This is a genomic window from Paraglaciecola sp. 25GB23A (assembly GCF_040012495.1).
Taxonomy (GTDB): Bacteria; Pseudomonadota; Gammaproteobacteria; order Enterobacterales; family Alteromonadaceae; genus Paraglaciecola.
Window position 1 is genome coordinate 35,642 of record NZ_JBDYKM010000022.1, and the last position, 26,921, is coordinate 62,562.

Here is a 26,921-nt window from a genome sequence, read left to right on the forward strand (position 1 = left end):
GATGAATAAGTTATATAGTTTTGTTTTATTAAGTACTTTGCTAACAGCGTGCGGAGGGGGTGGCTCAGAAACTAGCACCCCAGCGCCATCAGCGAATAATAGTCAGCCCGTCAATATTGTACCTGCCCCTATTGTAAGCCAAGCAACTATCACTGAGTTTAGCTTAGTAGACAGTATCCCTGCGCAGTCAGTTGAGCTGATAGAAAGCGCAGCACAAAATAGCAGTGAAATAAGTGTACCTGATGGTTTTGCCCTAAATAGCGAACGCTCATTAACCTTGCGCATCACTCTATCAGAAGAGGATAACCAGCCAGCCTATTTATCCTTGTGCAGTGATTATCAGCAACTCAGTGATGGGAGCTATAGCATTAATTATGCTAGCTGCTTACTTAGGACCTCACTAAATGACAGCCAATATGAAGCGGTTATTACCGTGACCAATGATACGCAAGGTTTAGTCGCTGCACTGTGGTTTATGGATGAAACTAAACAACCTCTTTTCACAGATTGGCGTTTTAATAACAATTAATTGACTTCAGATTCCCCTTAAATTTGGGGCAAAGTGACTATCACTTGAGTAAAGGACAACTGATAAAATGTATTGTATTGCGCAATGAACAAGAACATTAGAGCCTTGTGACAAGCCATGGTAACGCAAACTTACCATGGCATTGTCAATTGTATTAGCATTGTTACAAGCACAATCAAGATGGGAATACACTAACTTGAAATGGTCTATACCGCTTTCACAAAATAGACCATCACAATCGGATTATCAGGTAGCTAACTATTGGATTTCCAAAAGTTCAACTTCAAAAATAAGCAAAGAGCCAGGCGTTATTTTTCCAGTCGCTCTATTGCCATAGCCTAATTCAGCTGGAATAAAGAATTTAAATTTGTCACCAACAACCATTAACTGAACGCCTTCGGTCCAGCCGCTTATGACTTGGTTCAAAGGAAAACTAATGGGTGTATCCCGCTCTACTGAACTGTCAAAAACAGTGCCGTCTAACAACAAGCCATGATAATGCACTTTCACCGTTGAGCTACTACTTGGGTGAGCACTGCCCTCGCCTTTTTGCAATACTTGATATTGCAAACCAGACGCTGTTTCTATCACATCTTCGTTGGTTTTGTTTTTTGCTAAAAAATCTTTGCCTGTAGCAATATTTTCAAGTGCTACCTTTTTATTCGTTGAGTTTCTAGAGAAGTAGAATATCGCCAAGGCAATGACTACAGCTATAACAATAAATTTCATTACTCGTCCTATTAATATTGAGAGTTTTACATTCTAACACTCGATTCTTTTTAGCATAAAACTATATTCTTGTGCCTAGGCTTATTGATTTGCTGAACCTGCCTATTAAAAAAGGCAATTAAGAGCTTTAGTAGCAAAACTGGAGTGTCAATGACTCTTCTCCCAAAGGCTTTTGTTGGAATATTAATAAGGGGGTGCCCCCCATTAATAGCCCACTGTATATAAGCATATTTTAGAAAAACACCCAGCTATTTGCAGTGGGTGTCAAAGTCATAAGTTTAGATTAAGCTTATTGTTTTTCTATCTGTAAGTTAGTAATTAATTGCGATGTAGCACTACCTCGAATACCACCAGATACAGGCATGGTATTTTCAGGAATCGCACTGGATGCCAACGGGAAATGGGTATTGCCGGTCAAAATACCATGGCTAGGATCAAAACCTAACCAGCCGATACCGGGTATAAATACCTCAACCCAGGCGTGTAATTCATAGGTAGGATTTTCCATATCAAAATAGAAATAGCCGCTGACAAAACGTGAGGCAATACCATGATGCCGCAGCAAATTAATTTGCAGCCATGATAAATCACGGCATGAGCCTCTTTTAATTTGGTAGGTCGTATCGGGTGACAACGGTGGGCCATCTTCTCGATATTCTACGATATAATCTTGATGTATTTGGCTGGTCAGATTACTGATGAAGGCAATAGTATTAAAATTTGATGTCTCAAGTATGCCTTGAGCATAATCGATCAGTGCCTGTGAGAGTGGCGTTTTTTGTAAAGCGGCATACAATATTTGAAATTGATGTTCAGAATAAATAAAAGGGACGCTATTAAACGACCCTGGATGAATAATAAAATCAAATGGATTGTATGCTTTGGTTTGCAAGCTACTTTCGACACTGATGGTAAGACTGTTGGTTAGCTGCTCAAACCAACAAAAGTCTATGACATTATGTTCTTCATCTTCGATTACGCGATGACCTTCAGGTTCAGATTTTATGACAATCGAAAAACTTGTGACATCGATAAATGGAGTTTGTTTAGGACGAAACCTTAAAAAATGCGGCTCTAAAAAGACGTCGTCACTGAATAAGTACTTGGTCTCATGGATTATCTTAAAGTTCATGTGGCTCTCCATTGTAAAGTGAATATCTGTGTAATGTGTGGGCCAACTAAAACTGCTCAGCAATTAACCGTTTTATTTTTAATTTACCTTGCTTGCAAAAAAGCTAGGTATTAAGCATCGTTGCTCGATAGGCGCTACTCGGTAGGCGCTACCCGGTAGGCGCTACCCAGTAGGCGCTACCCGGAATATCTATAAATGTGCTTGGCGAAATTTTGCATACTTCTATGCCTAATTTTATCTAAGTCATTGCATACAATTATTCATGATCAAGGCACTTAAATTTTTAGTTTTTGTTATATCAGCTCTGTCAAAGCTCAAGATTGTGAACAACGAATTTGCTAAATACTAACATGGATACACTATGTGAACTTGTTTAGGTATTCAATATGCAGACAATATCCCTAGCGTCTGAATTATTTTCCCAGGGGTTTACGCCGAAATAAAAGACCTAATATTTGAATTGTAAAGCCCATAACTACCCAAACACAGACTGTATTGTTGAAAACAACATCTCAGGCATTTAGAGAGCAAAAAACCATAGTTTAAAGTTTGATGAGATGATTATTTGAATCAGTGTAGCGAGGAATATAATGGGCTTAATAGTTTCAGACAAGTTCCTTTAGGGCGAGACACCTAGTTACAGGTGTCTCGCGGAACTATTTATTTTTTTGCCATCTGATCCAATAAGGCATAAACCGTGGCTTCTACACCTGCGGTTACCGATGGTTCAGGAGAAATTTTAAATTGTGGACTGTGATGACTACCTACCGGCGCACCACCTGCAGCTGCCCGCTCGAAATCAGCTCGGGGGGTACCACCTACATTAAAATAGACACTGGGAATATAAGGGTCGGTAGTGAAAAAGCCAAAGTCCTCAGCACCCATGCCTTTTTCGTTGGGCTCGATTAATACATCCTCACCCATTTTATTGGCTAAAACACTTTTTAAACGCCTTGCTAAGGCTTTGTCATTAAAGGTGGGCGGATAAGCAAACTCACTCACTTTCAACTCTGGAAGCTTATCTTCAGCAATACCGGCAGTGCGAGCCGTACCCTCAGCAACCCGCTTAATCGCTGTCAATAATTGACTGCGCACTTGAGGATTTAAACTCCTAACCGTGAGCTGAAGATGGGCTTGATCGGAAATAATATTGTGCTTGGTACCAGAATGAAAGGCCCCCACCGTAATAACACCCGCGTCTCTGGGGGCTAATTCACGACTAATAATGGTTTGTAAATTCATCACTAACTGTGATCCAATAACAATAGGATCTTTACCTTGATGAGGCGAGGCGCCGTGGGCACCTACCCCGTGAATAATAATATCTACGCTATCTGAGCCAGCATAGGGCGACCCCTCATCTACTGTGATTTTTCCGGCGACAGAGTCTGCATCCACGTGAAAGGCAAAGGCAACATCTGGTTTGCCAAAACGCTGCCATAGATTATCGTCCATCATGGCTGAGGCGCCCGGTCCTCTTTCTTCGGCCGGTTGGCCAATCAGCATCAAGGTACCTGACCATTCTTTACGCCTTAGTGCCATTTGTCTGGCCGTACCCACGAGGCTAGTAATATGCACATCGTGTCCGCAAGCATGCATCACGCTGACAACATTGCCATCCCAGTCTTTCATCGTTACTTGTGAGGCGTTGCTTAAACCTGACTGTTCTTTAACCGGCAGACCATCCATATCTGCGCGTACCATTACAGTTGGGCCTGTACCGTTTTTCATAATAGCGACAATACCAGTACCACCGACATTTTCCGTAACCTCAAAGCCCACAGCTCGCAACTCTTTTGCTAGTCGTTTAGCCGTTTCTGTTTCCATCAATGAGAGTTCAGGATGTTGGTGAAAATGATCCCAAAGTGGCGCCAAGTAGTTAGTGTAATCTTGTTGAATTGCATCAGACAGTTCAGACGCCAAACAAGCGCTTGAGACATTTAATGATGAAACTAGCAGAATAACCTGAGTTATCTTGTTCATTTTTATATCCTCTTATTATTTTTAATCACTGTGATGTCAGCTTACCTTGAAGATTTTCAATATGCCTGTAAGCCCAATATTTAACAAAGGTTTTTTATACGAAAAAGTCCGAAATTGGAAGGCTTCAAACTATATTATTCTGCTGAATACTGATAGCTATCGCATGTTATTTAAGAGTAGATGATTAATATGTAGTTTGAAAATCAGTTAACAAATCATTAGGTTTCTCTCAGGAAAATTAGCGCTGCGGCCAAACAATGGAAGGTCAATATAGCTGCGCATCTCTAATTTTTCACTATGGTCTATCGGTTTCATTTTGGCGCTAGCTGTTTTGCCATTTTCTGGGTCGTACACATAATCTTCGTGCCAGTTGTTAGCTGTCAGATGATAGTTAGAACCCAATAGAATCCAAACTGAGCCAATGAATCTATTTTGGCTAGCTGCTCAATTATCACTATGTTTTATGCCAATCTTTGTAAATACCTAATTCAAATTATATTTATAACGATGAGAAGCACAAACAAGCGCGACCGCGCCCACACTTAATATAGACACCTCGCTCATTACTAACTTGGCCTGACGGTAATACCGTGCTGAAAGTTAAATTTGACAAAGTCTTAACACTCACTTAACTTATGTCTTATATAAGACACATCTTTATTCAATTAGGAAAATTTCTATGTCTAGCAATACCAAAATGATGCCAAAAGTAGGCTTTGGCTTATGGAAAATAGCCAAAGAAATTTGTGCCGACGCAGTATATAACGCAATTAAAGCAGGCTACCGCCATCTCGACAGCGCCAGTGATTATGGTAACGAAGTAGAAGTGGGCCAAGGTATAAAACGCGCTATTGCAGATGGTCTGTGCAGCCGAGAAGACTTATGGGTGACGTCTAAACTATGGAATACTTTTCATAAAAAAGAACATGTTGAACCGGCCATGCGCCGTAGTCTAAAGGACTTGCAATTAGACTATGTTGACTTATATCTAATTCACTTCCCTATCGCTCAGCCATATGTTGACTTTGACGACAGATATCCGCCCGAGTGGATTTTTGATCCAAAGGCTGCTGAGCCTCGCATGGAAACGGCTCCGGTGCCTTTATATGAAACTTGGCAAGCTATGGAAGCTTTAGTAGAAGCAGGTCTAAGCCACAAAATTGGTGTGTGTAATTACAACACCGGTTTGCTCAACGATTTAATGTCCTATGCCAAAATTAAACCCGCTGTATTGCAAGTTGAGTCACATCCCTATTTAACCCAGCAACGTTTGATGAAGTTGGCGCGCAGTTATGATATTCAGGTAACCGCGTTTTCTCCGCTGGGCGCCTTGTCGTATTTAGAACTCGATATGGCCGGAGCTAAAGAATCTGTGCTTGAACAAGCCGTCGTGAAAGATGCCGCGAAACGCTTAAACCGAACCCCAGCGCAAGTTGTTCTGCGCTGGGGCATTCAACGGGGTAATGCGATTATTCCAAAAACCTCACGCCCAGAGCGTTTGGCTGAAAACTTATCGATTTTTGACTTTGAATTATCCTCAGCAGAAATGACCGCAATTGATGAATTGAACTGCAACCGCAGATTTAATGATCCCGGACAATTCTGTGAAGCTGCCTTCAATAAATTTTATCCCATTTACGATTGAGGTACACCATGACTACATCAGCAATAAATTATGTCGACGTCGCCAAACAACTGCGCTGTGGCGACTCGGTATTTCCTAGTGTGATCGTAAATGATGGTAGTGTTACTACGTTGGCCCAATGCGATGCATGGATTAAACGCCACCTGCCCGAACTGGAAATAAAGTTGCGTGAGACCGGTGCGATACTGTTCCGCGGTTTTCCATTAGATTCAGCCGAAACCTTTGATGAATTTTCCAAAGCCTTTGCTTATCCGAATTTTACCTATAAAGAGTCTTTATCCAATGCGGTAAGAATTAATTTTACCGAACGGGTATTTACCGCTAACGAAGCGCCTAAAGAAGTTGAAATATTTTTGCATCATGAAATGGCGCAAACACCTATATCCCCCAGCAAACTATTTTTCTTCTGTAAAACCGCCGCCGAGCAAGGTGGTGCAACCCCTCTTTGCCGCTCAGATATGTTATTTGCTGAGTTTGCCCGTCAGCAACCCGAATGGGCCGAACAGTTTATTGCAAAAGGTTTAAAGTACACCACTCAAATGCCCGCTGAAAATGACGTCAATTCTGGTCAAGGGCGCAGCTGGAAAAGCACATTAAATGTCAGTGATACCGCACAAGCAGAAAAAAAATTACACGAACTGGGTTACAGTTGGACCTGGTTAGAAGATGGCAGCTTACGGGCTACCACACCTATTTTACCTGCGGTTATTGATATCGGACAGGGACAAAAAGTATTTTACAATCAGCTAATTGCAGCTTTTATGGGCTGGAAAGGCGTCAGAGAAAATCCATCCAAAGCGATTACTTTTGGCGACAACAGTCATATTCCAGTGGCGGCTCTTGAACTGATGGTTAGCTTGTCTGAGGACTATACCTTTGATTTGCCTTGGCAAGATGGTGATGTCGCGCTAGTAGATAATTATATTGCGATGCATGGCCGTCGTCCTTATTCTGGTGAACGTAAACGTCAAGTACTTGTCGTGCTCGCTATTGACTAAAATATTAGTGCTTTAAATCCCGCGTGATTTTATTGGGTGTTGATGTGGAAAAATTAAAAATATTAATGCCCGGTATCGTGGTTAGTATGATCACTGGGTTTGCAGCGCTATTTTTATCTGAGCATTACGGTGCACCTGCCATGCTCTTTGCTTTACTTTTGGGTATCGCCTTATCGTTTTTATATGAGGACACCAAATGCAAAGCAGGTATTGAATTTACCGCCTGCCATATCTTACGAATTGGTGTTGCCCTGCTGGGTTTACGTATTGCCTTTGGAGATTTAGCGGCTCTGGGCTGGAAAACGGGCTTAGTATTGATTATTGCCATTATGAGTACCATTGCTGTTGGTATGTTAGTAGCCAAAGCCTTTGGCTTGAGCAAGCGATTTGGAGTGCTAAGCGGCGGTGCTGTTGGTATTTGTGGCGCTTCTGCGGCCATGGCCATTTCGGCAGTTTTGCCCGATAGCCCGGAAAAGGAACGGGACACCATACTCACCATCGTTGGCGTCACGGCATTATCAACTATTGCCATGGTCGTTTACCCCATCATAGCAGGCCTGCTTGAACTCGACCCTACCAGTACCAGTATCTTTTTAGGTGGCACTATTCATGATGTTGCTCAGGTGGTTGGTGCGGGTTATTCGGTGTCTGAACAAACCGGCGACTTAGCTACCTTAACTAAATTAGTGCGTGTTGCTTATTTAATGCCAGTAGTTCTGTGCATTTTGCTGGTGATCAAATTAAACGTCAAAAAATCCAACGGCTCTGATTTAGTGAATGCCAAATCACCCGGCGTTCCGGGCTTCTTAATTGCTTTCGCCGTGCTGATGACCATCAATAGCTTGGTCGAACTGCCTGAATTAGTCACCAGCAGTGCCAGTGAGCTATCGCGCTTTGCCCTAGTGGTATCAATCACAGCCATCGGAATGAAATCGAATCTACGCAGACTGCTTACGGTCGGCATCAAACCTATCTTATTATTGGTTATTGAAACCTTATGGATTGCAGGCTTGATACTCTTGAGTTTGCCCTACTTGGCCTAACTACTAGCTGCTATGTGCTAGATTTTCTAGCCAAACAGAGTTTGAGCTGGAGGACTTAGGTCAGTGATTTTTGATATCTAACAGCTGTTTTATTGTCGGTTGATTTTTCGCAGTTAATAATAACCCTTTCGAACCGCACTGGTTAGCAGGTTCGCAGCTAACAACTCCGTTGGGGAGCAAACTTCTACAAAAAGCTCAATCAACTTTTAATGATAATTTCACGAGCAATATGCATCTTTAATTTGTGGTTGCTGGTTAGCGAGTTCGCAGGTTCGCAGGTTCGCAGCTAAAGCAGCTCCTACATAATAGAAAAAACAAGGGGGGGGGATTTTTACTCCATGAACGCTGTGTTAGCTAAGCGCAATCGTCAGCCCTTCAATCGATTCGGCTGTTTTATATTCCCTAAAAGGGTAGGTTAAAAATTCAACTCAGTTAATTTTATTTATTATCTCCTGCCGCAAGGAAGCAGATATACCTGGATTTAAATAGGTACAACAATGGTCCTATTTCGTCCCTGTCTTTTAGCCTCGTAGAGGGCTTGATCAGATGAATTTAACAACACTTCAAATTCTTTTTGCACATCTTTATGGCTGACCACCAAACCAATGCTCACCGTGATATTGAGATTGTCGATTGACTCACATTCGATTTTTTTTCTAAGCTTTTCTGCAAATCGAAAGGCATTTTCCTGATCCATGTTGGGCAATACTAATACAAACTCTTCACCGCCCACTCTGGCAACTAAATCATCGGTTCGGCGCTCCTGAGTAAGTATCTTCGCAAGGTTCTGCAGTACCTTATCGCCGGCTTGATGACCATGTGTATCATTAATACCTTTAAAAAAATCAACATCGATAGACAGCAAAGCAAATGTAGAAGAATTTCTGGCAACTAAGTGAGCAATTCTATCAGCTTGAACCAAGAGTTCGCGGCGGTTCAATAAACCCGTAAGCGGATCGGTTGTCGCTAGTAGAAATAAGGCTTGAGACTGTTCTTCTAGTTTATTTTTTGCATTGATCAATTCACTTTGAAGCTTATCGCGATTAGTACCTACCGCCAGTGACCAAAAAGATTTACCACCTTGACCTAGTTTAATGTTGGCAACAACAGGTATAGCCTTACCGTCTTTCCCTAGCCAATTCATCTGACTTTCTTGAACGACTGATTCGGTCAGTAAAAGTGGAAAAATATAACTATCAATGAAGATATTAGAGGCTTTTGTAAAACAATTAGCTAAGGGTGTATTGAGCAGTTGTTCATTAGGTAAGCCACTTAAGTCAGTGATATAAGTGTTGCAAAAAATAATGGTTCTATTTTGATTAACAATGAAATGCCCAGAACAAAAGTCATTTAAATCCACCCTGCTGTTGATGGTCATTGATTATACTCAAGGAAGCCCAGAATAATGGGTAGTATCTCCTTATGGTTAGTCATGTGCAGACAGTGGCCTTCGGCATTAATTACAACAAGTTCACTATTGACGATATTCTCAGCCATATATTGACCTACATGCAAATTTGCTAGTGCGTCAGAGGCGCTTTGTAGGATCAAAACAGAGCTTTTTATATCTTTTAAAATAGCTCGATAATCAGAAAAAAACGTCGCTTTGGCGAAGGTCTTTGCCACGATTGGATCGGTGCTACAAAAACTCCCCGATAGCTCACCTATAAGTTCTGGTGATTGCGAGCCACCCATCACTAGCGGTGCCAAATAATTTGCCCAACCAATATAGTTTTTATCCATTATGTCAAATAACTCTTCCAAGTCACTCTGTTCAAAACCACCTTGGTAATCCGGTGGTTTATTTAGGAAACAAGGTGAGGGGCAGACCATTATAATATTCTCAATTATTTCAGGCTGATGAAGAGAGGCAATTGAGGCAATAATTGAGCTCACAGAGTGTCCAATAATAGTCACCTTGCTTAACTGCAATGCGCCAATAATATCAACGATATCCTCTGCATAACCCTCTAGGCTTGAGTATTTGTCTATTGAATAATCGCTTAACACTGAATTTCCAGAACCGACATAATCAAATAAGACAACTTGAAAGTGTTTTTCCAATTCTGGCAGCATAAAACGCCACATATTCTGATCACAGCCGAAGCCATGAGCAAGCATCAAAGTTGTCGCATCTTTTCTACCCGACATTTTGACGTTATTGCGAAGTAATACCTTATCCATATCTGCTTTTAATAGTTCATTGCCCTTGAAACAATGCAGAAGTATATACCTAAAAGTAAAGCTTTTGACAGCTATTGACTGTCGACATTTTTTACATAGGGTTGAGTTTATTTTTAAGCCCGTTCTACATGCTATTGAAATCAATCAACATTATATTAATGGCGTAGAATATGCGTAAAATCATCCGTTACACAGCATGCCCAATTTGGGCACTTTTTTTAACTTAACTTGACTCAAGCGATAACCACTTGAAGACCTAAAAGCAGTACAGGTGATGTCTAAAATGAGTTTACCAGAGGCTAAACACGATGTTCAGATACGCTAAAATACCCAGCTTTTTACAGTTAATAGTTCTAATGGCTGTTATGACTATAGCTCCAGCTAAAGCAAGCTTAATTCCTTTTTCTGCCTATATAGACGGCGCCCAAGCAAATGCGGGAATAGGTACCGGCAGTGCAGCAACGGGCTCAGCTACCATGTGGCTTGACGACGTGACTAATGACTTTTCTTGGACGGTTAGTTGGAGTGGTTTGAATATTGTGACTGCTGCACACTTTCATGGCCCGGCAACATCTGCGCAGAATGCCGGAGTACAAGTACCGATTAATTTTGGGATAAACCCAGCCATAGGCAACGCGACATTAACGGCGGGACAAGCCTCAGATTTACTGGCCGGACTGTGGTACATCAACATCCATACAGCTGCTTTTCCCGGTGGCGAAATTCGAGGCCAAATTAGTCAGCAAGTATTGGTGTCGGCACCAGGAGCATTATTACTGTTATTGCTAACTGTACCCTCTTTATTATTGGCCCGCCGCCGCGCTTAACCCGCCCAAAGCCCATCGATTATTTCACCAAAAGCCATACTTATTTAGTATGGCTTTTTATTTTATGAACACCCTACTTTAGGGCACTGATTAATAAATCTGCGGCAATTATTTGATTGGATAGGTGACTATCCTTGGAAGTCCTTGGGCTAGAGATGTCCCCTTTTTATAAGGGATTTGGAATGCTAGTATTAATGACTGTGAAAAGGGTTTAAAATTAGCCGAAGACTACAACTGATAAAGATTCATGACTATTCAGCAATGTATCAAACGATATCGAAATATATTTACCTACAAGCTCTTAGTTAATTTAGCTTAACAAATTGATATTAATCACTTAATTTCAATTCAGTTTAAAGGTGTTAATTTATTTATTTAGGCCTATTATTAAGCTAAGGTCATTGAATTTTGGAACTCGCGTAATATGAAATCAAGCAAAGTTGATAATATGTTAATCCACCAATATGTTATCAATGATCCACTGCATCAATTGTTTGATGAGGTGAATGCCATTTCCGTGCAGGGTTATGATGAACAGCGGCGCGTTATCTATTGGAATGAAGGTAGCGAGTTACTTTATGGCTATAGTAAAGAAGAGGCAACAGGCCAAAAGCTCGAAGACCTTATCATACCTAAGCCTATCCGTGAGTTAGTTGTTGCGGCCCATTCTGACTGGATAAAGCACGACATAGAAATCCCAGCATCAGAAATCACCTTATGCGATAAACAGGGCAATGATGTAAGTGTATTTTCAAGCCATGTCATGTTCACCAATCAATTTAATACCAAACAAATGTACTGTATCGATGTTGATTTAACTGATGTAAGAAAAGCTCAAGCTCAAGCTATATTTAAACAGCACATGCTTGAAACTATATTCAAGGCGATACCCGATTTATTTTTCTTGATGGAAGTTGATGGAACAATCATCGATTATCATGCGGGTAATGAACAGAGCCTTTATGTTACACCAGAGCAATTCATTGGTAAAAATGTAGTTGATATACTGCCAGAGGAAGTGGCAAGTAAATTTAAAGTCCTGCTGGCTAAAATAGTGCAACAAACAGAGATGCTAAGTTTTGAATATCACCTGAATATGCCCCAAGGCTTGAAATATTTTGAGGCACGCATAAGCCATCTAACTAAATATAATCAAATAGTCACCATCATTCGTGATATTTCCGAGCAATACAAATCAGCTGAAATGATTCGCCATCAAGCTTATTTTGATAGCTTAACCTCCTTACCTAATCGTTTTCTAGCACTCGACCGTTTATCGCAAATGTTGATTGAAGCTAAAAGAAACAATGAGAAAAGCGCTGTATTTTTTCTTGATATAGACGATTTCAAAAAAGTTAATGACTCATTAGGCCATGAAATAGGCGATAACCTTTTAATAGAGGCCGCCAGTAGATTACAGCAAGTATTACGTCAAGAAGATACAGTTGGCCGATTGGGTGGGGATGAGTTTATTGTTTTGTTGAGTGGCCTAAGCGCTGATCAAAATGCCTTAGCCGTTGCTGAAAGTTTACTTAAAACGTTTAGAGAGCCTTTTAAAATTGATGGACGAGAATTAATACTTACCATCAGTATTGGCGTGGCTATCTTCCCCGAGGATGGCACTAGTGCTTCTGATTTATTACGAAATGCGGATACGGCGATGTATCAAGCAAAATCCTTAGGCCGTAATACCTATTCATTTTTTACTCAGGAAATGAATATCATTATGCAACGCCGTTTAGACATTGAAGAACAAATGCACGGTGCTTTGGCCCGAAACGAATTTGAAATATATTATCAGCCTCAATTTGATGTTAAAAACGGCAAAGTAATTGGCGCAGAAGCCTTATTACGTTGGCATAATGCTTCCCTAGGCAATGTCACGCCAGATGAGTTTATTCCGATTGCTGAGCATACTGGACTCATTGTACCCATTGGTAAATTTGTGATTGAACAAGCACTAAGCTTATTGAAGGAATGGCAAACAATCGGGCAACAACCTTACATAATTTCAGTCAATTTATCCCCCCGTCAATTTAGGGATGCGGAACTACTTAGTTTTATCAAAGATACTCTTAATGATACCGGTGTTTCCCCTGAAAATTTTCACCTCGAGATAACTGAGGGTTTATTAATGAGTGGACAGTCTTATGTACATGAAGCCCTAGCTGAAATTAATGAACTGGGCATAAAGTTAGCAATGGATGATTTTGGTACTGGTTATTCATCGCTGAGTTATTTAAGACAATATCCATTTGATATTTTGAAAATAGATCGAAGTTTTATTCATGGTATTACGTCCAACAAAGCAGATTGCAACTTAGTTAAAGCCACCATTGCCATGTCACATAGTTTAGGCTTATCGGTGGTTGCTGAAGGGGTTGAGACCAAAGAGCAACTTACTCTCCTTGCAGAATTAGACTGTAACTTTGTGCAAGGGTATTATCTAAGTAAACCTATACCTGCAAAACAACTATTGGATTTATCAGCTCATTTTTATAAATAGTTGCCTTTGTTGGTATCTATTCAGTTTTTGTTCGCAGCTAAAGCAGCTCCTACGAGAGGCCCTATTATTTGCCTAGCAACCACAAAGGGTAAATTTGACTGCAATACCCGTATCTCAACGTTTGCTTGATTCTAGAGCCTATAACTGCAATCTGACCTAGTTTTTTTTTTGCTAGTTGGCCTTTGTGGTGAAGTTGTTTTTGCTGGTATTTATTTGCTTTTTGTTCGCAGCTAAAGCAGCTCCTACGGAAGGCCCTATAATGCCTAGCAACCACAAAGGGTAAATTTGACTGCAATACCCGTATCTCAACGTTTGCTTGATTCTAGAGCCTATGACTGCAATCTGACCTAGTTTGTCTCTTACTAGTTGGCCTTTGGGGTGAAGTTGTTTTTGCTGGTATTTATTTGCTTTTTGTTCGCAGCTAAAGCAGCTCCTACGGAAGGCCCTATCATGCCTAGCAAACACAATGGGTAAATTTGACTTCAATGGCTTTTTTATCAACAAGGGGAATTTTTCCCGACTCACCGCTTCGTTGGGGGACAATACAGGTTACTTACAGTGCGACAAAAAATAGGTATTCGCCAATAAAAAAAGGCGCCTTACGGCGCCTAACAGGTTACACACAAAAAATTGTTTAGAAACGGGCTTTGAACTGCACACCGAAATAACGATCGGCATCACGGGGGATTTGATAACGGAAGCCGTCACCTGAATACGTTGTGATAAAGCTTTCGTCCGTCAAGTTTTTAGCAATCAGGGTCATACGATACGCATCATCGTCAAAGGAGAACGCTAAACTGGCGTTCAATATGCCATAGTCTGGCAATAAGGCCTCTGGGTTGCTCGCTGCAGTTGCACCGGGTGCACCAGCAAAGATTTCATCGGTGTATACGTAGGAGCTATTAAGAATGACGTTCATGTCAGCCAATTCCCAGATGTACTCACCTACTACTGAATATTTCAAATCAGGAGAGAACGGTAAGTCTGCACCAGAACGACCATCACAGGTGGCTGAGCCTACTGGACATAAAAACTCATCTACCTCAGCTTTTACGCTGGCAAAACCACCTGACAAGGTAAAACTCTCAGACACTTGCCATAATACATCGGCTTCAATACCTTGGGTAATCACTGAACCCGCATTCGTTAGTCGAGTAATAGTTACGCCATCCAACAATTCTGAGTTATTGGCTTGAAAACCGTCAATTTCAGTACGGAAAATAGCGGTTGTGACGATGATGTCACGACTGGCATATTTATACCCTAGCTCGTAAGCATCAGAAGATTCTTTGCCAATCGGTAAGGTATCGTTGTTATTCATATTGTAAAACACGTTAAACGCTGGTCCTTTATAACCTTGCGAGTAAGTGGCGTACACCATGCTGTCTTTACTTAAATCAAACTGCGCACCTAGCTTAATGGATACATTAGTTTCATCGGTTTTACCGTCAAAATTAGTCGCAAAATCACGTACACCAATCCCACCGCGACCGTATTCGTCATTATTATAACGATTGTGATCGAAGCTCACTTCATCATCGGTGTAACGCATGCCAAAGAGTAAGCGCAGGTCATCATTGACATGATACTTGCCGTCAGCAAACACGGCCCAGTTATTAAACTCAGTATTCATATAAGCGGTCGCGCTAACAATGTCGTTGCGGTTACAGGACAACAAATTGTCAGCAATGAATTGATTAGCCTGGTCTGCTGTGGCCGATGCTTGGCCAAGTTTGTCAACCATGTAATTTTGTATAGTACTGGTTAAATTACCAGAACAACTAGCGTCACGGGTAAAGTTACGCTCAGACTGTTGTTGCCACCAGAAAAAGCCCACTTGATATTCTAGATCGTTACCTGTTGGCGATGCGAAACGGAACTCTTGTGAGGTTTGTTTCCAATTTTGAATACCGGTATCGTGCAACAAAAAAGTGCCCGTTGGGATAGGCTGTGTGCCACCGATGGAGGTAAAATCACCTTCGCGTAATTCAGTGTTATCCCAGCTACGATAAGCCGTAATTGAGGTAAACTCATGAGTGCCGATTGGTTTACTTATTTGTAGTGAAAAGCCAGTTGTCTCGTCAATAGTGCGAGTTTCAAAATCATGATCAATTTGACGTTGTTCAAGATCAAAGTCTGCCGAGCCACTGCTATTTGGTAAGGCTTCAGAATTAGGATGACGGCCACTTGGAGTTAATTCTAAGTCAGCACAGCAATTATCATTGGATTTCATGTTTTCGAAAATAAACAACATTTCCGTATCGCCGGGGGCTTCATAGTTCAACATGGCACGAATGCCTTCTTTGTCATAACCGTTGGTCATTTCATTGGTGTGAACATTTTTAATATAGCCGTCAAATTGCGATTTTAAGACAGTGAGACTGCCCTGAGCATTATCGCTTAGTTCGCCTGAAACACTGGTTTTTAGGCGGTATTCATTATCTTGATATAAACTTATTTCGGCATTACCTTCAAAACCGACTGTTGGTTTTTTGGTGGTGATATTAACCACACCCGCTGAAGCATTTTTACCAAACAAGGTGCCTTGTGGACCACGTAATACTTCTATTCTTTCAAGGTCATATAAATCAACAAATGCTTGGCCAGAACGACCCAGAACTACGCCGTCGACAACCGTTGAAACGCTGGGTTCAGCGGCTACACTGAAGGAAATTGTACCAATACCACGAATAGTAATGGCTGAGTTACGGTTAGTATTACCTTTTCGAAAACTGACTGAAGGTACTAAGGCTTGCAAACCTTCGATATTAGAGGCAAAAGCCGCATTAATTTGATCTTCACGTAACACTGACACGGCTACGGGTACTTCGTTTAGATTCTCAACACGCTTTTGTGCTGTCACCGTGATTTTTTCTAGTAAGCCCTGATCTTCTTTAGGGGCTTCCTGGGCAACTGCCGCGGCGCTTAAAGCCACGTAGCTTGAAATGGCTAACGCAGCAGTAATGCTGCTATTTAATCTACTGAGTGTGAATCGCATAGTGTGCTCCAGACATTGTCTTTTTTGTTGTGTCGTGTTGTCCCGTTATCCCGCAGCAGCCCATCAGGTGAATGTCTCATGCATCTGGCCTTGGCTGAGATAGTTTTTAAACTGTATCTCTTATCTTTTGTCTTATATAAGACAAAAGATAAGCTAACCAATTTGTAAACTAATTGCAATTATTTTGTTAAGTTAATTATTACTTGGTATTAGTGGTGGAAGGACGATGTGTTTAGGAGGCGGAGTTAGCGGGACATTGAGCCACTGCTTTATCCAATAAATCTAACCAATTATTGCCAAAACGCTCGGCAAACCAAGGGCGCATATGGCTACTGGCATCGATAAAAGCTTGTTTTTCAGCCACCGAGGGGCGATAAATAGTACCGCCGGCCGCTTCAAAAAGCCGATAAGAATTATCCTGTTGATCTTTGACGTATTGGTTGGCGGCATTTACCTGTAACTGAAAACCATCAAGCACAATTTGTTGAATATCGGTTGGTAAACTTTGCCATACTGGTTCTGAAAACCACCATAATGTAGCCATATAAGAGTGACCATCTAATATGACGTATTTAAGATGCTCTTCTAATTTAGCGCCAATAATGTCTTGAATACCGTTTTTACTGCCTTCAACCACGCCTGTTGCCAATGCCGTATACAACTCTGCCCACGAAATCGGTGTTGGGTTTGCACCCAACTGCCGCACCAGCTCCTGCTGAATATCAGCTGGAGTCGTTCTTATCTTCAGCCCTTTTAAATCTTTGGGAGTATGGATCGCTTTATTCGTAGTGGCAAAATTTCGCCAGCCACCGGTATTTGATACACCCAGCAAACGTAAATTCAAACCTTGTTGTAAAACTTGTTGACGCATTTCATCCATTAATGGACCGGCTAACACGCACTCTGCCTGTTGATCATCACTAAAGACATAAGGCAAATCAATCACCTGGGCTGGACTGAAGAAATTACCTGTGCCACCGGCTGTACTAGGGAATAACTCCAGTACACCTTTTTGCAAATTACCAATACATTCAGGCACACTGCCACAAAACTGCCCAGAGGGATAAAGTTGTACTTCAACTCGCCCATTACTTTGCTGTTCAACATAGTGTTTTAGTGCAAGTAGGCCAATATAATCTTCATCTTGGGTGGAGGCTTGAATAGAGGCTTTGATAGTAAATTCTGCCCGGTTTGTGGTGCTATTAAATAAACCGATGGCACATACCACGACCACAGTGGCATACAAAAACAGGAGTACTTTGCGTTTCATTGGCATATCAAGCAAACCCAAACCAGCGTGGCAAGGTCATTGTCAGTACTGGAAAATACGTAATAAGGAAGATCACCAAGGCTTCTACCGCTAAAAACGGCAGCATTTCAATGGCGATGTTTTCGGTTTTTTCGCCCGACACCGAGGCTGCCACAAACAACACTAAACCCATAGGTGGCGTTGCTAAACCCACCGTTAAGTTGACACACATAATCACCGCGAAATGCAGTGGATCTATGCCTAAGGCGATAAAGATAGGCGCTAACACCGGCCCTAAAATTAAAATGGCGGGTCCAGCGTCGAGAAACATACCAATGGCAAACAAAAACAAGTTAATAATTAACAGTAATAACAACACGTTATCAGTTAATCCAATGATGTTTTGCGCCATAGTATCAGCCATACCGGAGACCGTAATAATCCAAGCAAAGGTCACTGCAGAACCAACCAATAATAAGATAGTGCCGGACTGAATCGCCGAGTTAACCAAGATACTAGGCAAACTTTTAGGGTTCAGCGTTTTAGTAAAAAATAAGGTGATAACTAGGGCATAGCCTGCAGCAACCGCGGCCGCTTCAGTTGGGGTAAATACCCCAAGTACAATACCACCCAATAGAATAACCGGGGTTAACAGGGGTAAAAACGAGCTTTTTAAGGCACTGCCACGCTCATACCAAGTGGCTTTTACATTGGCCACTGGATAGTTACGTTTTTTAGCAATACGACTGGTCACCATCATCAAGCCAATACAAATCATAATGCCCGGCACAATACCGGCTAAAAACATACCTGCCACAGACACATTCATAATAAAAGCATACAAAATCATAATGCCAGAAGGCGGAATGATTGGCCCGATAACGGAAGACGCGGCAGTAATCGCTGCGGCAAATCGCCGACTATAGCCATTTTGTTCCATGGCTGGGATCAGCATTTTGCCCAGTGCCGAGGTATCTGCCACTGCTGACCCCGACAAACCAGCAAACAACACCGACGACAATATATTTACTTGTGCCAAACCACCGCGGTAGTGGCCAATAAGAGTTTGGCTGAACCTAACGATGGACTGCGTGATCCCGCCTTGATTCATTAATTCGCCGGCTAAGATAAAAAACGGTACTGCCATCAGTGGGAACGAATTCATACCTGAATAAAGACGCGTCAATAAGGCCGAGAAAAACACTTCATTACCATCAATTAGCAAACTCACACCAGGGCCAATTAGCAGAGCAAACACCACAGGGGTGCCGGCGGTTAGTAATAAGATGAACACCCAAAAATAACTTAATGACATATTACATCTCGCGCTGGTTGGATGAATGAAATAGGCTGATTAGTTGCTCGAGCAATTTTTCTATTGCCACCAAACAGATTGAGCCAAAAACAAAAGGCGTACACAAGTAAAAATAAGCGAGTTTGATCGGCAAAGAAGAAGCATAAATTTGCCAACCACCTTGCACAAAATCGAGGCTTTGTAATAAAAAAATACTACTAATCAACAGCACTAATAGTGAAATGATGAGATTACTGATTTTGAGTAAGGCGCTAGGTAAGGCATCAGCAAACAATTCGATGGATACATTAAGATTTTCACGATAAGCCCAAGGTGCCACTAAACAAGCGATCCAGACCATAAAAAACTTAGCAAGCTCTTCGGTCCAGCCTAATGAATTATTAAAACCATAACGAAAAACAACTTGAGCAATGATCATCGCCAGCATCAAGGCCAGTAGCACACCGGCAATACTTTTTCCCACATGGCTTATACCATAGTTAAGTTTAGCCAAAGCTCCTTGCAGCGAGGCTAACAAGCAAAGGGCTCCGTTAAAATAGAAACTCGATTCACGCTTGGCTGCTCCAATAATGGCTAATAACCGGTTGGTTATCGAGTTGTTCGGTATGCTCTACTTCAGGTCCTATGGGTAGATCATGGCCTTGCTTAACAAATACGGCCACCTCGTTCCAGTCCAAAGTCAAGTGATGTATTTTACCACCAGCAAATACCTGCTTATCACTAAAACTTAACCATTCACCCTCGGGTAAATAAAACTCTACTTGGCCACCTGGTGTGACACAAGGTACCACCAGCAGACTGTCACCAAACATAAACTGTAATTCAAAGCCCCAACTTAAACGATCATTTGGAAAGGCTAAGGCCATGGCACGCATAAGGGGTAAACCCGTCTCACTGGCTTGTTGCATGGTTTGGTAAATATAAGGCAGCAGTTTATATCGGAGCTTTAAGGCAATATTGACCGCCTCTTCAGCTTGAGCACCATAACTCCAGGGTTCTCGTTGGCCAATGCCATGTAAACGCATGTGAGCGGAAAATACTGCCGTTTGTGACCAACGTACAAAGAGTTCTGGATCACGCTTATCTTTGTAAAAACCGCCGATATCAGTAGCAAAATACGGTGCACCAGACATGCCCCACGATAAAGCGCCGCGAATACTGCCCACTAATCCACCCCAATCAGCCTGTGGATCACCGCCCCATTGGCTGGGATATAATTGCGAACCTATCCACGCTGAGCGACTGAATAAAAAAGGTCCCGACTTGCAGTATTTTTGCGCTGCTTGATACACACAGCGGTTATACAATAAGCTGTAGATATTGTGCAGACGCAGTCCTGAATCACCGTTAGAAGCCAGCATATTGTCATCTTCTACCTGCTCACCAAAGTCGGCTTTGATCATATCAATACCCAGATCAAACAAGGGTTTGTGTGACTCTAACCAAAAGTCAAAGGCTTCTGGATGAGTAAAATCAACAATGCCGGATTCTGGTAAAGGTGTGAGAACCTCTGCAAAGGCGCTCATATCCCATTGATAGCGGTAGGCCTCGCCCGTGCGTTTATCTTTTAATAACCAGCCTTTGCTCGCCATTTCAGCAAACAAAGGATTGGCCACTGACACTAGAGGATATTCCCAGATACAAATTTTAAAATTCTGGGCTTTTAACTGGGCAATAACCGCCGCGGGGTCAGGATAACGTTTAGGATCCCACTCAAACGCAAAACGGGTATCCGTATCTTGCCAAGCACGGCCATCGAGGGTAATCACATCACAAGGCATGTGATGCTCACGCACTGCTTTAGCGGTAGCGAGTAACTCGGGCACATCACGATAATAGGCTTTAGATAATATCACTCCTAAGCTCCAAAATGGTGGCACTGGTGCCTTACCAGTAAGCTGAGTGTAATGTTCAATAATGCTTTGTGGCTGGTCGCCTTGCAAAATAAATAAGTCTAATTCACTGTCTTCGACCAATATGCTGTAACCACGATTCGACCAAGGCGCATAACCAACAGCATGGGTGACGGGTGATGGCGTATGGACAAAGGCTCCCCAGCCTTGTGGACTCCAGCAAAATGGCGTGTTTTTATATGAAATCTCTGCATTTACCCCAAGGGCATCATGGTTAAAAGAGCGCAGCAGTTGCCCACGTTTATTCAAACTACCCCATTTTTCTCCGAGGCCATAGACAGGCTCTTCTGGCGCCAAATCAAAACTAAACAACCAGCCCTTTGCCGTTTTTGCCATGGGTGGTAAACGGTACTGACGAACAAAGTGGCCATCATTGGGCGTGCGCTGAATTAACTTATCACCGTGATGCAAGGTAAAAGCAAAAGGCTGTTTTTGACAACGAAATTGCCACTGACCACTTTTAATCTCAATATGCTCATCTTGTTCAATGAGTTTGCAAGGCAGAGTGTCAGGTAAGGTTTGCAACATAGCGTAGTGATTATCGCTGGGTGCACCGATGCGTAAGCGCATACCAATGGCATAAAACTCAAGGCTTAATAATCCTTCAGAGGTAGAAAGAGTAACGCAATGTTCACTATGACTGACTAAAGCCTTGCCGCTTACTTCAAGTTGTTTTACGTAGTTCCAATTTGGGGCACTGTAGTCGAGCATCTCTATTACCTTTCTTTTAAATCGCTTGTGCCTGATTTAGTAAAATATTTTTACAGCTAGGGCGAAGCCATATAGCCAATCTTATATAAGACATAAGTTATAGCAGTGTTAAAAAATTGTCAACGAACTTCAGATGACAAAGTGAAATGACTTTGTTATACATTGAAGCTAAAACAAATATTGTATAAGACCTAATGAATAACTATCCTGAAGGTCTTGATTTCAAACGTGGTTAACCTAGCAGTTTAAAATATGAAAGAAATTCGTTTTGATAATAAACTTAGTAGCACAGGACCAGTTTTTAAACCACTTTACAAGCAGGTTGAGGAACACGTTAAACAATTAATTGTTGAACAACGCTGGAAACCGGGTGACATGTTGCCAAACGAATTTCAGTTAGCGGCAGAATTAAACGTCAGCCAAGGCACTATGCGTAAGGCCCTAAATAGTTTAACCGACACCAAAGTATTAATGCGCAAACAAGGTGTCGGTACCTTTGTTTCTGAGCATACCGCACAAAATGGTTTGTTTCGCTTTTTCCCCATCATTGCAGACGGTAAAAATCCAGAGCTGCCCAAGGCGGAACTTTTGTCAATCGAAACTCAAACCGCCGAGGCCTTAGTGAGCGTGGCCTTAGAATTAAATAAAAAAGATAAAGTGATCGTCATGCGCCGCAGGCGCATTCTTAATGGCGAATACTGTATTGCAGAAACCATTTATTTGCCCCATGTTTACTTTAAAGAGTTGTTGGACATGACGGATATCCCGCATACCCTGTACCACTTTTATCAAACTCACTTTAACTTAACGGTACACAGCACAGAAGATGCGATTAAAGCGGACATCGCCAATCAAAGTGATGTAGAGTTACTTGGTATTAAAAGAGGTGAGCCTGTTCTTAGTGTGCAACGCACGGCCCATTCACTGAATGGTAAAGCCATGGAATTTCGTATTAGCCGTTGTCGTAGCGACAAGTATCACTATTTAGTTAAACTCAATTAGGCTTATACCAATCCCATTAATTAAGCGTCTAAATACGGCGCTAATTGCCTTTGTTGACTGGCATAAATGTCGTGGGCTTGCTCTAGGCTCACTAAGCAGAAATTCACTTTATCTCCAGCGACCAGTTGGCCTAATGCAAATAAGTCAGCACTGATCACATTGGCGATGCGCGGATAGCCCCCAATAGTTTGGCCATCAACACTTGAAATAATGGGTAAGCCGGATGATGGTAACTGCACACTTCCTTGGCTTAAGCCACTAGATACCATCTCGTCCATATGCTTCATATCTAAAGGCTCAGCGTCAAAACGTAAGCCCATCCGATTTGAGTCACTGCGCAATAAATAGCTTGTTGCATAAAAGTCAGACAGTTGTTCTGAGCTAAAGTCAGTGGTTTCGACACTCGGGACACAGCGCAAAATATAATTACCACTGTATTGCTGGGTCATGTGAGAGGGTAAATTGCGAGTTTCTCTTACTTCACACTGACTGACAGATAGCTGATCACCTGCTTGCAATGCCCTGCCCTCAAGGCCTGCGAATTTAGCAGAGATATGCGTGGCACAACTGCCTAGCACGGCACTGTAATTAAAGGTCGCAGCTACGGCCATATAGGCTCTAGCACCTTGTAAACGCTTACCAAAAGCCAAGGTATCCCCTGAGTTCAGTTGAATCGTTTGGTTGACGTTTACTGCTGAGCGGACGCCTTCTTTGTTGTACACTTCAAGCTCAAATTTAGCACCGCTCACTGCCACTGATACCGCTTGTTCAAATCGCAAAGTAGGGCCCAATAAACATATTTCAAGCACAGGATTAGTTGGTGCATTGCCCACCAACCAGTTAGCCAGTGTCATTGATAAAGGATCCATGGCACCACCTTTGGCGACGCCCAAGTGCATGTAACCAGTGCGTCCTCTGTCTTGAATTGAAGATTGTAAACCCGGTTTAATCACCTCAATGCTCATGCATACGCCTCACTTAAGGCTAAAAATTCACTGCTATTGATGGGTTTAAAGCGCACTTTATCTAAAGGCTGCGCAATACAGGGGGAGGCCAAATTTGGATTAAACAAACTAATGGGCGTTCGACCAATAATATGCCAGCCACCGGGTGTTTCTTGGGGGTATATGCCCGTTTGATCACCACCAATACCGACGCTACCGGCCGGTACTCTTGCACTGGGGATCGCCTTACGCGGATAGACCAACAGTGGGTTTAGACCACCTAAATATAAAAAACCAGGAGAAAAACCTAACATATGCAGCAGATAATCGGTGTTGCTATGCAGTTCGATTACCTCTTGCCTACTCAAACCTTTAGCTGTTGCCAGAGCGTCCATATCAGGAGCATAGATCTTGTCATAGCATACAGGGATAGTAATTAACTGTGATTCATATTCATCTTGCGGTATGTCATTTTTGAATACCGTAGCAAGCACATCTAGCATTTGTTGATGATTGCCCTTAGTGGGCACATAACACAGGGTTAAACTTTGATAGGCCGGAATTATATCGGTGATAACCTCGGCCAGTTCCGTGCTAAGAAATCTGGCTAACCACTGGATTTGCCGCGATAATTCTTCATTTACTGGTGCAGTTAACAAGATACTGACAGCTGCATCGCCGTTAGCCACTATTTGATAACTTAATTTACTCACTGCAGGCTATCATCCAATTTTGCTCATTCAAATGCGTCTTTAAGCGGCGTGCAAGATCAACTGCAATGTTGCTGTCACCATGCAAACAAATACTATCAACTTGCAATTCTAATGGTTGATTGTCGAAGGTGATAAATGCGTCACCGTTTAACAGTGACATAACCTGAGCAATACATTGTTCAATATTTTCATATACGGATCCAACTTTAGAACGCGCGGCTAACTGTCCGTTAGCCAAATAAGCTCGGTCCATAAAACCTTCCCGTAAAAACACCAAGCCATGATGTTGAGCGGCACTTTGCATAGCTCCTTGCGGCAGGCCTAAAACCATCAAGTGTGGAAAAATCGACGCTAACATCTGGCAGATTTTAGAGGCCAGTTCCGGCGATTTTTCAGCATCATTGTAGAGCGCACCGTGCAATTTAATATGGCTTAAATTAACGGCAAGGTCATTGGCCTGCTGCTGTAGTTCAGATATTTGTACCACTAGGCTTTCGATTAGCTCTGATATAGAAATCGATAATGAAGTGCGTCCAAAATTTGCTTTATCTGCGTAGCCTGGATGCGCGCCACAAATAAGGCCATGAGACCGAGCATTGCGCAAGGTAGACTGCATCGTCAAGCGATTACCTGCATGTCCTCCACAGGCAATATTACAACGAGAAATATAAGGCATTATCAAGGCATCTTGCGCGCACGAAGCTAAACTTTGGCCTTCGCCTAGATCACAATTAATATCTACATATCGCTTAGTTTTTATTACGATGCTCCTTGATACTTGTTGCACATATTAAAAATATTCCCATGAAAGCAAAAAAAAACCAAGGTCGAGCTGTTTATTGCTGAACCTTATCAGTAGTTGAACAAACTTTTTACAAATGTATCTTAGTTCTGTGAATACTCGTTATACTTAGTCAGCTTCACTTTTGAGCGTTTAGCAAAAGACAATAAATAAGCTAGCCAGATAAAGGGTAATCAATGAATCGTAGCTTAACTGAATTAGTCAAACATATTGGCAAGTTTTTGGCCACGAGTACTGAAGGTTATGGCATTTTCAACCGTGATGACAATTTGCTTGGTTGTAACCAAGCCTTTGCGACATTATTTGGCAGTTCACCTAATAAATTCATCCATCTTCATTTCAGTGATATTATTAGACATGCCTTTTCAACCCAAAAAGGTATTAAAATTGATTCTGACGATATAGAAGAATGGCTAGCGATGGCCATGACTAAAAGACGAAGCCAAGAATTTAGAGTGTTTGAAATTGACTTGCTTGATGGTCGTTGGTTTTTAGTATCAGAGCAAATATTAGCCAGTGGCGAAATGTTGTTCCAAGCCAGAGACATCACTGCGCAAAAAAACATTGAATTTAAATTATCTGCTAAATCAAGCAAACTGCGGACGTTAGCCTTAACCGACGAACTTACGCAAATAGCAAATCGTCGCAGCTTTATCGAATCGGTCAATGCAGAAATAAGTCGTTGTAGCAGAATAAAGGCAAACATGGCCTTTCTCGTACTTGATATTGATTATTTTAAACACGTTAATGATACCTATGGACATCAAGCAGGTGACACCGTATTAATTTCTATGTCTCAACTAATCAAAACCCTACTTAGAGATTACGACACATTTGGTCGGCTGGGTGGTGAAGAATTTGGTATCTTTTTGTCAGAAACCGACAGCCAAACGGCAGTCGAGGTAGCCGAAAGAATTCGGACAAAAATAATGCAACACAAAATTGCAGTTGAAGGACACGACATCACAATTACCGTATCAATAGGTATCGCGATCCCTGCAGCCCTAGTTAAATTTGAATCAATATACAAACGCGCTGACGTTGCCCTCTACCAAGCCAAAAACTCTGGGCGCAATAAAGTTATTTTAGGGCAATAATGATTAACACAAGTTTAACTCAAAAAGCGACCTAAACCTCTGTAATAATTTATATTATTAACGCAGAAACAGGCTATTATCTAAGCCGCCTTACTAAGCCAGAGCATCCTATATCTCAAAACAACTTCGTTTCTACACTCCTCACGTTTGAACGTTAAAGCTTACAAGAAAGAGTAATCGACAGGTCGGAAAGAGGCAATTTATCTCACCGCACCGCCACTAGCCTACAAAACGGAAAATACGAAGAAACTTAGACAGCCATAATAAAAAGGCAGAGCGCATATTTTCTCCAAGATCTCACAAAATTAAAAAGAATTGGCCGGAATGCCCAGTTTGCGTATTAGAAAAGGCTGATTTGGTTTAAGAAATCGCAGGTAAGGCTAGATTTCGGGCTTTTGGGTAAATGTCGGACAGCCTTGTTGAACAACTTGGTGTTGCTATGCTTTTTGTAGGATGTTATTCAGCTTAGGCGCGTTTTAATAAGGCTTTAGCCTGACTCATGCCTCGTATGCGTTGATGGTGGATATTATTTTTGTATTGTTGCAGCATCTGCTCGCTACCCACTGCCCTGCTGAAGTGCTTTTCAAACTCTGTGGTTAAG

The 26,921-nt window shown here is 41.9% G+C and carries 22 protein-coding genes and 1 pseudogene; 8 read left to right on the forward strand and 15 right to left on the reverse strand.

The window, feature by feature from the left end; all coding sequences use genetic code 11:
• Position 1 precedes the first annotated feature (1 nt).
• Positions 2 to 529: a hypothetical protein gene (locus tag ABKW31_RS19065; RefSeq protein WP_348618180.1), complete on the forward strand. Its 528-nt coding sequence runs from the start codon at positions 2 to 4 to the stop codon at positions 527 to 529.
• Between the two features lie 258 nt (positions 530 to 787).
• On the opposite strand, the gene ABKW31_RS19070 is transcribed toward ABKW31_RS19065, so the two are convergent.
• The 4 genes from ABKW31_RS19070 to ABKW31_RS19085 all read right to left on the reverse strand — a co-directional run bounded on the left by ABKW31_RS19070 (position 788) and on the right by ABKW31_RS19085 (position 4,775).
• Positions 788 to 1,258, reverse strand: coding sequence for an FKBP-type peptidyl-prolyl cis-trans isomerase (locus tag ABKW31_RS19070; protein WP_348618181.1), 471 nt, complete (start codon positions 1,256 to 1,258; stop codon positions 788 to 790).
• Positions 1,259 to 1,547: 289 nt separating this feature from the next.
• Complete coding sequence (locus ABKW31_RS19075) at positions 1,548 to 2,390, reverse strand: transglutaminase family protein (protein ID WP_348618183.1); 843 nt, start codon at positions 2,388 to 2,390, stop codon at positions 1,548 to 1,550.
• A 660-nt stretch (positions 2,391 to 3,050) separates the two neighbouring features.
• On the reverse strand, positions 3,051 to 4,373 hold the full coding sequence (locus ABKW31_RS19080; protein ID WP_348618184.1) for an amidohydrolase: 1,323 nt from the start codon (positions 4,371 to 4,373) through the stop codon (positions 3,051 to 3,053).
• Between the two features lie 207 nt (positions 4,374 to 4,580).
• Positions 4,581 to 4,775: a DUF2147 domain-containing protein gene (locus ABKW31_RS19085; protein WP_348618185.1), complete on the reverse strand. Its 195-nt coding sequence runs from the start codon at positions 4,773 to 4,775 to the stop codon at positions 4,581 to 4,583.
• Positions 4,776 to 5,052: 277 nt separating this feature from the next.
• Here ABKW31_RS19085 and ABKW31_RS19090 point away from each other — a divergent pair, with 277 nt between their 5' ends.
• The 3 genes from ABKW31_RS19090 to ABKW31_RS19100 all read left to right on the forward strand — a co-directional run bounded on the left by ABKW31_RS19090 (position 5,053) and on the right by ABKW31_RS19100 (position 8,059).
• Positions 5,053 to 6,018, forward strand: a complete 966-nt coding sequence (locus tag ABKW31_RS19090; RefSeq protein ID WP_348618186.1) for an aldo/keto reductase — start codon at positions 5,053 to 5,055, stop codon at positions 6,016 to 6,018.
• A gap of 8 nt (positions 6,019 to 6,026) precedes the next feature.
• On the forward strand, positions 6,027 to 7,016 hold the full coding sequence (locus ABKW31_RS19095) for a TauD/TfdA family dioxygenase (RefSeq protein ID WP_348618187.1): 990 nt from the start codon (positions 6,027 to 6,029) through the stop codon (positions 7,014 to 7,016).
• A 65-nt stretch (positions 7,017 to 7,081) separates the two neighbouring features.
• Positions 7,082 to 8,059 (forward strand): putative sulfate exporter family transporter, encoded by a 978-nt coding sequence (locus tag ABKW31_RS19100; RefSeq protein WP_348618203.1) that lies wholly within the window; start codon positions 7,082 to 7,084, stop codon positions 8,057 to 8,059.
• Between the two features lie 481 nt (positions 8,060 to 8,540).
• Here ABKW31_RS19100 and ABKW31_RS19105 read toward each other — a convergent pair whose 3' ends face one another.
• The gene (locus ABKW31_RS19105; RefSeq protein WP_348618189.1) at positions 8,541 to 9,437 is read right to left on the reverse strand and encodes a sensor domain-containing diguanylate cyclase; all 897 of its coding nucleotides are present in this window, start codon (positions 9,435 to 9,437) and stop codon (positions 8,541 to 8,543) included.
• Positions 9,434 to 10,243: an alpha/beta hydrolase gene (locus ABKW31_RS19110; RefSeq protein WP_348618190.1), complete on the reverse strand. Its 810-nt coding sequence runs from the start codon at positions 10,241 to 10,243 to the stop codon at positions 9,434 to 9,436. The genes ABKW31_RS19105 and ABKW31_RS19110 overlap by 4 nt, the downstream gene beginning before the upstream one ends.
• A 365-nt stretch (positions 10,244 to 10,608) precedes the next feature.
• Here ABKW31_RS19110 and ABKW31_RS19115 point away from each other — a divergent pair, with 365 nt between their 5' ends.
• Together ABKW31_RS19115 and ABKW31_RS19120 are read left to right on the forward strand one after the other, a co-directional pair.
• Complete coding sequence (locus ABKW31_RS19115; RefSeq protein ID WP_348618191.1) at positions 10,609 to 11,070, forward strand: CHRD domain-containing protein; 462 nt, start codon at positions 10,609 to 10,611, stop codon at positions 11,068 to 11,070.
• A gap of 424 nt (positions 11,071 to 11,494) precedes the next feature.
• Positions 11,495 to 13,576 (forward strand): EAL domain-containing protein, encoded by a 2,082-nt coding sequence (locus tag ABKW31_RS19120; RefSeq protein WP_348618192.1) that lies wholly within the window; start codon positions 11,495 to 11,497, stop codon positions 13,574 to 13,576.
• 634 nt (positions 13,577 to 14,210) lie between these two features.
• On the opposite strand, the gene ABKW31_RS19125 is transcribed toward ABKW31_RS19120, so the two are convergent.
• From ABKW31_RS19125 to ABKW31_RS19145, 5 genes are all read right to left on the reverse strand, one after another.
• Positions 14,211 to 16,574: a TonB-dependent receptor gene (locus ABKW31_RS19125; protein WP_348618193.1), complete on the reverse strand. Its 2,364-nt coding sequence runs from the start codon at positions 16,572 to 16,574 to the stop codon at positions 14,211 to 14,213.
• A 232-nt stretch (positions 16,575 to 16,806) separates the two neighbouring features.
• Positions 16,807 to 17,850: a TRAP transporter substrate-binding protein DctP gene (gene dctP / locus ABKW31_RS19130; protein ID WP_348618194.1), complete on the reverse strand. Its 1,044-nt coding sequence runs from the start codon at positions 17,848 to 17,850 to the stop codon at positions 16,807 to 16,809.
• 1 nt (position 17,851) lies between these two features.
• Positions 17,852 to 19,138 (reverse strand): TRAP transporter large permease, encoded by a 1,287-nt coding sequence (locus ABKW31_RS19135; protein ID WP_348618195.1) that lies wholly within the window; start codon positions 19,136 to 19,138, stop codon positions 17,852 to 17,854.
• Between the two features lies 1 nt (position 19,139).
• Entirely contained in the window at positions 19,140 to 19,655 is a 516-nt protein-coding gene (locus tag ABKW31_RS19140) for a TRAP transporter small permease (protein ID WP_348618196.1), read from the reverse strand.
• 31 nt (positions 19,656 to 19,686) lie between these two features.
• The gene (locus ABKW31_RS19145; RefSeq protein WP_348618197.1) at positions 19,687 to 21,762 is read right to left on the reverse strand and encodes a TIM-barrel domain-containing protein; all 2,076 of its coding nucleotides are present in this window, start codon (positions 21,760 to 21,762) and stop codon (positions 19,687 to 19,689) included.
• Between the two features lie 252 nt (positions 21,763 to 22,014).
• Between ABKW31_RS19145 and ABKW31_RS19150 the strand changes: the two genes are divergently transcribed.
• On the forward strand, positions 22,015 to 22,764 hold the full coding sequence (locus ABKW31_RS19150) for a GntR family transcriptional regulator (protein ID WP_348618198.1): 750 nt from the start codon (positions 22,015 to 22,017) through the stop codon (positions 22,762 to 22,764).
• Between the two features lie 20 nt (positions 22,765 to 22,784).
• On the opposite strand, the gene ABKW31_RS19155 is transcribed toward ABKW31_RS19150, so the two are convergent.
• The 3 genes from ABKW31_RS19155 to pxpA are packed head-to-tail and all read right to left on the reverse strand — an operon-like array spanning position 22,785 to position 25,208.
• Complete coding sequence (locus tag ABKW31_RS19155) at positions 22,785 to 23,729, reverse strand: biotin-dependent carboxyltransferase family protein (RefSeq protein ID WP_348618199.1); 945 nt, start codon at positions 23,727 to 23,729, stop codon at positions 22,785 to 22,787.
• Positions 23,726 to 24,421, reverse strand: coding sequence for a 5-oxoprolinase subunit PxpB (gene pxpB / locus ABKW31_RS19160; RefSeq protein WP_348618200.1), 696 nt, complete (start codon positions 24,419 to 24,421; stop codon positions 23,726 to 23,728). Before pxpB ends, ABKW31_RS19155 begins: the two co-directional genes overlap by 4 nt.
• Positions 24,414 to 25,208: a 5-oxoprolinase subunit PxpA gene (gene pxpA / locus ABKW31_RS19165; protein WP_348618201.1), complete on the reverse strand. Its 795-nt coding sequence runs from the start codon at positions 25,206 to 25,208 to the stop codon at positions 24,414 to 24,416. The genes pxpB and pxpA overlap by 8 nt, the downstream gene beginning before the upstream one ends.
• Positions 25,209 to 25,399: 191 nt before the next feature.
• On the opposite strand from pxpA, the gene ABKW31_RS19170 reads away from it, so the two are divergent.
• On the forward strand, positions 25,400 to 26,320 hold the full coding sequence (locus tag ABKW31_RS19170; RefSeq protein WP_348618202.1) for a diguanylate cyclase: 921 nt from the start codon (positions 25,400 to 25,402) through the stop codon (positions 26,318 to 26,320).
• A gap of 465 nt (positions 26,321 to 26,785) precedes the next feature.
• Here the strand turns inward: ABKW31_RS19170 and ABKW31_RS19175 are convergent.
• Positions 26,786 to 26,921 (reverse strand): annotated as a pseudogene (locus ABKW31_RS19175) (transposase); the annotation flags it as partial.